We start from the raw sequence: 6040 nt of genomic DNA, 5'->3' as shown, positions 1-6040 counted from the left end.
ATATTAAATTCTCATTTAGTTAATAACATCACATACATAATTCATTATAATACTTACCATATTTTTAGTCAATATTAATTGATAATAAATTTAAATTAGCGGTTGTTCTTTTTTTAAGCCTTTAAAAAAAGTGTAACATGCCTCCGGATGATGAAACAACCGTTTAACACCCGACAGCCGTTTTTTTGGAAAAACAAGTTAAAACCGAAGCTGGAACTTCGGTTTTATGTTTATTACTGAAGTTTTTGCTCAACCTGCTGACAGATTTCATCGGCAGTTAAACCAGTCGCCTGAATGACAGATGCTCCGGTCATCGTATCTGAAATCCCGAGCATGTCAGTGTCCAGACCAGTGACAACACAGCAGTCGCAGCCTTTTGCATCGTCTTCGGTTTTCATCGTTACAACCTCATACCCTTTTTCCTTCAAAGCAGCCTCGACATCAGAAAGAGATTGTTCGATTCCGATTTTTTTCGACATGAAGAAACACCTCCACCAATTAAGATGCCACGTTTGCTGATTTTTTATACCAGCCGCTTGTTCTAATTGGCTTTGGAAGAGAAATAAGCCGTCATAACGCGGACTGCCGTCTCAAGCGCTTCCTCTTTCGGCTGCAGTTTGGCATGGTGGAGTCCGTAAGGTGAATCGACGCCGAGCCAAAACATGAAGCCCGGATACTTTTTCAGCATATAGCCGAAGTCCTCTCCTGTCATCGCTTCTTTTGAACGGATGACCTCTGCAAGGCCGTTTTCAGAAACGAACTTCATAAAGTCTTCAACTAAACCGCTTGAATTATAGACCTGATAATATGCTGCCGGATAGCTGACTTTACCGATGCATTGATAAGCCGTTTCCAGGCCGCTCACCATCGCCTCGATACTTTTCTTCACCTGTTCCATTGATCCCGGGGACAGCGTCCTGATCGTCCCTTCAAGCCTTGCTTGCTGAGCGATAATGTTTTGTGCTGATCCGCCTGTAATCGTCCCGATGGTAATGACAGCACTGTCCAGCGGATCGACATTCCTGGCTACGATCGACTGCATTTGCGTAACGAGCGAACTGGCGGCGACCACCATATCTTCTGCAAGGTGGGGATATGCGGCATGCCCGCCCTTTCCTTCAAGTTCGATTACAAGCTCTGACGTATTGGCAAAGAGCAGCCCGCTTTTCGTTCCGATCGTTCCGACCGGGAGCTCAGGCGCGATGTGCAGCGCTGTGATCATGCTCGGCTCCCACTTTTTAAACAAATCGCTTTCAAGCATCGGTTCAGCGCCGCCCGGCCCTTCTTCAGCAGGCTGGAACAAAAACAACAGATCTTGTTTAACCGGGTTGCGGACGAAATGATCGATGATGCCGAGGGCAATCGTCATATGAAAATCATGCCCGCACGCATGCATCCGGTTCTGATGTATGGAAGAAAAAGAATATCCGGTATCTTCCCGAATCGAGAGCCCGTCCATATCCGCCCTGTAAGCCAAAATCTGTTCAGGGGCTGTCCCTTTAACCTTTACAAACAGTCCGGTTCTCCACTTTTCGATTTCAATCCGGTCTTCCGGATGCTTTAGTAAGTGGTTCAAAAGATAAGCCTGTGTCTTATATTCCTGAAAACCGAGTTCAGGAATTTGGTGCAGATCTCTGCGAATCGCTGCTAATTCGTCCAATTTCATCTTTCTAACCTCCCCGGCGATACGAAAATGCGTGGATTGTCACATCCACGCACTTTTCGCCGCCGCTTCTTAAAGCTGACGCAATTCCTGTTTGATTTCTGTTTTGCCTTTTGTTTTTTCATCGATGTCTTTGATTTTTTTCGCAGGCGTTCCGGCAACTACTGTGTAAGGTGCCACATCTTCCACAACGATTGCGCCGGCAGCAACGACGGCTCCTTTTCCGACAGTCACACCTTCAAGTACGACGGCGTTTGCACCGATGACGACATCGTCTTCAATAACGACAGGTTTTGCTGAAGGGGGCTCAATGACACCGGCAAGCACGGAACCCGCTCCAATGTGGCAGTTTTTGCCGACGGTAGCTCGTCCGCCCAGCACGACATTCATATCGATCATCGTTCCTTCGCCGATTACAGAGCCGATGTTGATGGAAGCTCCCATCATGATAACGGCGTTGTCGCCGATTTCCACTTGATCGCGGATGATCGCACCCGGCTCGATTCGCGCTTTAATATTTTTCAAATCGAGCGTTGGGATCGCCGAATTGCGGCGGTCGTTTTCGACAACATAGTCTTCAATTTTACCTTTGTTTGCTTCGAGCACAGCTTGAATCTCCGCCCATTCACCGAATACTACCCCAGTATGCCCTGTAATAAAAGGCTTGGCTGAAGCGCCGAAGTCAATTCCTTCAAGGTCGCCTTTCACATACACTTTAACAGGTGTTGATTTCTTACTATTTTGAATAAATGAGATAATCTCATTTGCATCCATCATTTTCATTATGTAAGTCCTCCTTCTCTTTTTCTCCTCATTACTGTATCAAAGGAAAGATTTAAAAACAAGAAAAAAAGGAAAGGGGGCGTCCCGTTTCCTTTTTTAGCAAATGTCATGCCGGCACTTCACATTTCTTTGCAAAATCCCTGCCGAATTGAAGCAGCATGTCTTCTTCTTCATCTTCCGGATTCATTTCGATTTTGACGGACGGAAGCACCGTGTCTCCGCCAAGCTCTTTGATTTTGTCCTCAAGTATGTCGACGGCACCGCAAAAATGCTCGTAAGAAGTATCTCCGGACCCGAAAACGGCAAACATCTTATCTGTGAAATCCATCCCTTCCATATCATCGTAAATATCCAAAAACTCATCCGGGAGATCCCCGTCGCCCCATGTATAAGCGCCAAATATCATATACTGATAATCGTTAAAGAGCGCCGCATCTACATCCATCGCTTCATGGCGGTCAACTTCGGCCCCGCCCTCAAGAAGGCCTTTCTCGATTAAATCGGCCATTGCTTCTGTATTTCCAGACATGCTTGCATAAACCAGCAAAACTTTCCCCATCGTTATTCCTCCTATAAAACGCTATAAAATCAGTGGGCTGCAGCAGGCTGTTCATAAGGCCTGACAAATTTGCATTCATAAAGACCCGCGCAAAAGAAGTTCTCCTTTTGATTGGCGACTCTGAATCCATGCCCTTTAATCGTGTCAAACCATTTCAGCTCTCTTTCAAAGAAATCAAGCCGGTAGATTCTTGAAAATCCGTCTCGGTCTTGAGCCGATGTGACATAGATGATTCCGTTGTCTTCGGACACATCCAGGAATGATTCTTCATTTTCAACAAGGCCCTGCCTGATTTGTATTTCATCATTCGTGTGGATGTTGACCAAATTGACGGCACCGTGATTTCCTTTTTTGGATCCCATCGCACAAACCAGCCATTCGCCTTCAAATGCGATCATCGAGGCGGTCATGCGGCCGGTTTCTTTTTTGATCAAACAAGCCGATTCTGCTGCCAAATCGTATGCCCAAACACCGCCGTGCACTTCATGAATCTGCGTTCCGATGTAAAGGCGCTCCTCATGGAGGCACAGAGAGCGGATAACGGGCGGATGACTCAAACCGGAAAACGGCTTGACGATTTTCCATGAGACGCCGAAATCCTCTGATATGTAAATGCAATGCTTCCCATGGGCACAAACAAAGCCGTCCGTTGTCCCTGTGATCGACCAAATCGTAGCGTTTGTCGGAAAGCTTGAGATTGACCAGGTTGCTCCTTGGTCAGACGATCTGATAATCGTTCCCCTCTCCCCTGCGCCGAATAAATAATCGCCGATATAGGTGATGGAACATATTTTGCTTTTTAATTGAAAGAGCTTTGTCCAGCCTTGCTCAAGTGAGTAGTGAAAAATCCCTTCCCGCTTGATGGCGACAAAGTAACCGGAATGCTTTGCCGAAGCGACGGCCGTCGCACCTTTATGAAACATGGGTCTCAGCCTGCCGCTTTTCGTGTTCTGCCCATCTTATAAAACCTTCGGCAAATTCCTTGCCGCACTCGGCAGCTTCATCCGTTTCGGGGGCAAGTTCTATTTTCAAGGTCTCTCGATAAAGGTCGGCGCCGGTTCGTTCTAGCATGCTGTAAAACGTGTTGACCGCTTCGCAAAAGCGGGGGTATGCATAGTCGCCGGATCCGAAGCATGCCGCTTTCTTTCCTTTAAGGTCAAGCGAAGAGACCTCGTCGTAAAACGATTCCGCTTCATAAGGAAGATCCCCGTCTCCCCATGTGTAGGTGCCGATTAAAAGAAGATCGTATTCAGCCAATGAATCGGCATCGACATCATCCATTTCCTGAATTGCGACATCAAAACCGTTCTCCTTCAATGTATCTTTGATGATCATCGCGATATCCTCCGTGTTGCCGGACATGCTGGCATATGCAATTAATGCTTTAGACAACAGAATCACCTCTGAAATTGATAATGATTTTCATTATTATATAGATACACTTTAAATGATAATGATTATCAATGTCAATAAATCGCACAAAAAAAGCAGCCCTCTTTTTTGAGTCCTGCCTTTCTGATGTTTATTCAGTTGCCGTACATTCTTTCACAACCTCTACAAACGCCTGTACTTGCTTCAGTTGGAAAGCCGGCTCATAACCGAGCAGCCACGTATCTCTGCCGATTGCTTTTCCTTTAGCGTCAAGCAGCGGGATTTGATGAACATGGCTCCCGCTTCCGTGAAGCGTCACAGATGGAAGGATCGCATAGCCGATTCCGTGGAAAGCCATCTGTTTGCATGTTTCAATTTGGTCGACAATAATGGTCTGCTTTGGCGACGTTTTAAACTTTTGATGCCACCAGTGCTGAATTTCCTGATAGTACGTGCTGTCGCTTTTGAACTGGATGAACGGCCGTTCCGTTTTGGCAATGTCCTCAATGTTACGGATCTCTGTATCGACAAGGTACAATTCGTCCCGCATCAAGTAATGCTTCGGTCCTTTCCATTCCGGGTTTCCTCTGATAATGCCGACATGAACATGGTCTTCGTAGAGGCTTTTCAGCATTTCGCTGCTCCATCCGGTCACGAGCGAAATTTTCACGTTTGGATATTGTTTGACATAGGTTTTCAGAACGTTGGGAAGCCAATGCTGCCCAATGATCGAAGCGGCCGCCAATTTGAGCGTACCGTGAATCTCGCCCTCCAACTCATCGATATTCTCTCTCACTTTTTCCTGTTCCAATGTCACATCTTTTGCGAACTGGATGATTTTTTCTCCGGCAGACGTAACCGTCAGCCCTTTTTGCGATCTCAAAAAAATTTTCGTTCCCCATGATTTCTCAATGGTCTGCAGGCGTTGGGACAAAGCCGGCTGGGAAACAAACAGGCGTTCAGCCGCTTTCCGCATATTTAATTCTTCCGCCAGAACGACAAGCATGTGGAGCTCTTGAAGCTGCATGGACATTCCTCATTCCAATAAGTTTTTCTTATCATACATTTAATCAAACGGCTGTTTTTTAATCAAGCGGAAAGTCAGGCTTCGGAGAATGTGCGGAGGGTTTGGTGGAGCGCTGCAAATAAAAAATAGGCCGCTGCCGCGCCTATTTATTCAACGTTCTCAAATGCTTATTCAGCTGTTTTAACACGACACGCCTTGTAAATATGCCTTCGAAAACCTGCTCTTCATTTTCGACACATACAAACGCGTTGTTGATGACCAGTCCGAATCCTTTTAAGATCGGGTCGTCAATTTTCAAGCGTGGGATGTCTGTCAGCATGACTTCTTCAACATGAATCTTGTCAAGCTTCTCAAATTCGATTCGTTCCAAGCCGAAGATTTTATCCATGATCATATTCGTTCCGATTAATCCGTGCAAACGGAAAGAAGCATCAAGTACAGGGATCGCGGTATATCCGGTTTTCGTCAACACGAGAAGGGCATGTTCCAGATTATTTCCGACTTGAACATGGGCTACTTTATCAGCATCGATCATAAACTGACCTACTGTCGTTTCAAGAAGTTCATCTGATTGCATACTAATCATGATTTTTCGACTCCTTTTCAGCTTTAATCCATCAACGCATATTTTCCCTAT

General features: G+C 45.9%; 8 protein-coding genes. All 8 read right to left on the bottom strand.

Annotated features, from left to right (window positions below; genetic code table 11):
- Nucleotides 1-233: 233 nt before the first annotated feature.
- The gene (locus C1T29_RS08730) at nt 234-479 is read right to left on the bottom strand and encodes a YkuS family protein (RefSeq protein ID WP_003181323.1); all 246 of its coding nucleotides are present in this window, start codon (nt 477-479) and stop codon (nt 234-236) included.
- Nucleotides 480-541: 62 nt separating this feature from the next.
- Nucleotides 542-1666: an N-acetyldiaminopimelate deacetylase gene (locus C1T29_RS08725; protein WP_208945656.1), complete on the bottom strand. Its 1125-nt coding sequence runs from the start codon at nt 1664-1666 to the stop codon at nt 542-544.
- A gap of 69 nt (nt 1667-1735) precedes the next feature.
- Entirely contained in the window at nt 1736-2446 is a 711-nt protein-coding gene (gene dapD, locus C1T29_RS08720) for a 2,3,4,5-tetrahydropyridine-2,6-dicarboxylate N-acetyltransferase (RefSeq protein ID WP_020451205.1), read from the bottom strand.
- A 106-nt stretch (nt 2447-2552) separates the two neighbouring features.
- Complete coding sequence (locus C1T29_RS08715) at nt 2553-3005, bottom strand: flavodoxin (protein ID WP_020451204.1); 453 nt, start codon at nt 3003-3005, stop codon at nt 2553-2555.
- A 29-nt stretch (nt 3006-3034) separates the two neighbouring features.
- Complete coding sequence (locus C1T29_RS08710) at nt 3035-3928, bottom strand: WD40/YVTN/BNR-like repeat-containing protein (protein WP_023857288.1); 894 nt, start codon at nt 3926-3928, stop codon at nt 3035-3037.
- The gene (locus C1T29_RS08705) at nt 3918-4397 is read right to left on the bottom strand and encodes a flavodoxin (RefSeq protein ID WP_208945655.1); all 480 of its coding nucleotides are present in this window, start codon (nt 4395-4397) and stop codon (nt 3918-3920) included. The genes C1T29_RS08710 and C1T29_RS08705 overlap by 11 nt, the downstream gene beginning before the upstream one ends.
- A 130-nt stretch (nt 4398-4527) precedes the next feature.
- The gene (locus C1T29_RS08700) at nt 4528-5403 is read right to left on the bottom strand and encodes a transcriptional regulator CcpC (RefSeq protein ID WP_023857289.1); all 876 of its coding nucleotides are present in this window, start codon (nt 5401-5403) and stop codon (nt 4528-4530) included.
- A gap of 142 nt (nt 5404-5545) precedes the next feature.
- Complete coding sequence (cbpB, locus tag C1T29_RS08695) at nt 5546-5989, bottom strand: cyclic-di-AMP-binding protein CbpB (RefSeq protein ID WP_020451200.1); 444 nt, start codon at nt 5987-5989, stop codon at nt 5546-5548.
- Nucleotides 5990-6040: the final 51 nt, after the last annotated feature.

It is taken from the genome of Bacillus sp. MBGLi79 (genome assembly GCF_002953915.1).
Note: the sequence above shows the minus strand (reverse complement) of the source record. Positions and strands in the feature narration are given on the sequence as shown.

Coding starts and splice junctions, on each gene's coding strand:
- C1T29_RS08730 (WP_003181323.1), bottom strand. CDS start 479: ATGTCGAAAAAAATCGGAATCGAACAATCTCTTTCTGATGTCGAGGCT.
- C1T29_RS08725 (WP_208945656.1), bottom strand. CDS start 1,666: ATGAAATTGGACGAATTAGCAGCGATTCGCAGAGATCTGCACCAAATT.
- dapD (WP_020451205.1), bottom strand. CDS start 2,446: ATGAAAATGATGGATGCAAATGAGATTATCTCATTTATTCAAAATAGT.
- C1T29_RS08715 (WP_020451204.1), bottom strand. CDS start 3,005: ATGGGGAAAGTTTTGCTGGTTTATGCAAGCATGTCTGGAAATACAGAA.
- C1T29_RS08710 (WP_023857288.1), bottom strand. CDS start 3,928: ATGTTTCATAAAGGTGCGACGGCCGTCGCTTCGGCAAAGCATTCCGGT.
- C1T29_RS08700 (WP_023857289.1), bottom strand. CDS start 5,403: ATGCAGCTTCAAGAGCTCCACATGCTTGTCGTTCTGGCGGAAGAATTA.
- cbpB (WP_020451200.1), bottom strand. CDS start 5,989: ATGATTAGTATGCAATCAGATGAACTTCTTGAAACGACAGTAGGTCAG.